The 1838-nt window shown below is 68.3% G+C and carries 2 protein-coding genes; both read left to right on the top strand.

Features of this window, described 5'->3' with window-relative positions:
* A partial coding sequence (locus E3D03_RS20600) for a formate--tetrahydrofolate ligase (protein ID WP_263568504.1) occupies positions 1–774 on the top strand: 774 nt, incomplete at its 5' end.
* An 84-nt stretch (positions 775–858) separates the two neighbouring features.
* Positions 859–1749 (top strand): bifunctional methylenetetrahydrofolate dehydrogenase/methenyltetrahydrofolate cyclohydrolase FolD, encoded by an 891-nt coding sequence (gene folD / locus E3D03_RS20595; protein ID WP_263568503.1) that lies wholly within the window; start codon positions 859–861, stop codon positions 1747–1749.
* Positions 1750–1838: the final 89 nt, after the last annotated feature.

Below are 1838 nucleotides of genomic sequence, written 5' to 3'. Positions count from 1 at the left end.
GGCTTCGGCGCCGACCTGGGGGCCGAGAAGTTCTTCGACATCAAATGCCGCAAGGCCGGGCTGAAGCCGGACGTGGCGGTGATCGTCGCCACGGTGCGCGCGCTGAAGATGAACGGCGGCGTCGCCAAGGCGGATCTGGCGGCCGAGAATGTCGAGGCGCTGCGCAAGGGCTGCGCCAATCTGGGCCGCCACATCGCCAACATGAAATCCTTCGGCGTGCCGGTGGTCGTCGCGGTCAATCACTTCGCCGGCGATACCGAGGCCGAGATCCGGGCGCTGCAGGACTATGCCAGGGCGCGCGGGGTCGAGGCGATCCTGTGCAGGCATTGGGCCGAGGGCTCGGAAGGCGCGGTCGAGCTGGCGCAGAAGGTCGTGCAGATCGCCGAGGCGGGCGGCGCGGAATTCGCCCCGCTCTATCCCGACGACCTGTCGCTGTTCGCCAAGATCGAGACCATCGCCAAGCGCATCTACCATGCCGACGCGGTGCTGGCCGATACCGCGATCCGCAACCAGCTGAAGGAATGGGAAGGCCAGGGCTATGGCCACCTGCCGATCTGCATGGCCAAGACCCAATACAGCTTCACCACCGACCCCAATCTGCGCGGCGCGCCCGAGGGCCATTCCGTGCCGATCCGCGAGGTGCGGCTGGCCGCCGGCGCCGGCTTCGTCGTCGTCATCTGCGGCGAGATCATGACCATGCCCGGACTGCCCCGGCAGCCCGCCGCCGAGGCGATCGGGCTGAACGGCGCGCGCGAGGTCGAAGGTCTGTTCTGACCGCCCGACCCTTTGCCCGTGCCAGGCGAACCAGCGGGCCTGCCCATGCTGCGGGACCGGGCGCATCATCAGGAAAGGAAGACAATGAACGCCAAGATCATCGACGGCAAGGGTTTCGCGGCGACGGTCCGGGACCGGGTCGCGGCGGCCGTGGAACGGCTGAAGGCGGATGCCGGCATCACCCCGGGACTGGCGGTCGTGCTGGTGGGCGAGAACCCGGCCTCCGACGTCTATGTCCGCTCCAAGGGCAAGGCGACGCTGGAAGCGGGGATGAACTCCTGGGAGCACAAGCTGGACGCCGATACCTCGGAATCCGACCTGCTGGCGCTGATCGAGCGGCTGAACAACGACCCCGCGGTGCACGGCATCCTAGTGCAGCTGCCGCTGCCGGCGCATCTGGACCCGGACGTGGTCATCAACGCCATCGACCCGGCGAAGGACGTGGACGGCTTTCACATCTCGAATGTCGGGCTGCTGGGGACGGGACAGAAGAGCATGGTGCCCTGCACGCCGCTGGGCTGCCTGCTGATGCTGCGCGAACATCACGGCTCGCTTTCGGGCTTGAACGCGGTCATCGTCGGCCGCTCGAACATCGTCGGCAAGCCGATGGCGCAACTGCTGCTAGGCGACAGCTGCACGGTGACCATCGCGCATAGCCGAAGCCGGAACCTGGCCGAGGTCTGCCGCACCGCCGATATCCTGGTCGCGGCGGTGGGCCGGCCGCAGATGATCCCCGGCGACTGGATCAAGCCGGGCGCCACCGTGATCGATGTCGGCATCAACCGCATCGAGAGCAAGGGCAGGACCCGGCTGGTCGGCGACGTCGATTTCGACAGCGCCGCGGCAGTCGCCGGCGCCATCACCCCGGTGCCGGGCGGCGTGGGGCCCATGACCATCGCCTGCCTGCTGGCCAATACCGTCACCGCCTGCTCGCGGGTGCATGGCCTGCCCGAGCCGGAAGGGCTGACCTCCTGACGGGGGCGGCGAGCTGGAACCGAAGGAAGAAGGAACCCGCCATGAGCTTTCACGTCATCGAACCCGCGCCCGCCCGCCTGAACCGCAGC

The sequence above is a fragment of the Paracoccus sp. DMF genome, assembly GCF_004407025.1.
Lineage (GTDB): Bacteria > Pseudomonadota > Alphaproteobacteria > Rhodobacterales > Rhodobacteraceae > Paracoccus > Paracoccus aminovorans_B.
Note: the sequence above shows the minus strand (reverse complement) of the source record. Positions and strands in the feature narration are given on the sequence as shown.

Coding starts and splice junctions, on each gene's coding strand:
- folD (WP_263568503.1), top strand. CDS start 859: ATGAACGCCAAGATCATCGACGGCAAGGGTTTCGCGGCGACGGTCCGG.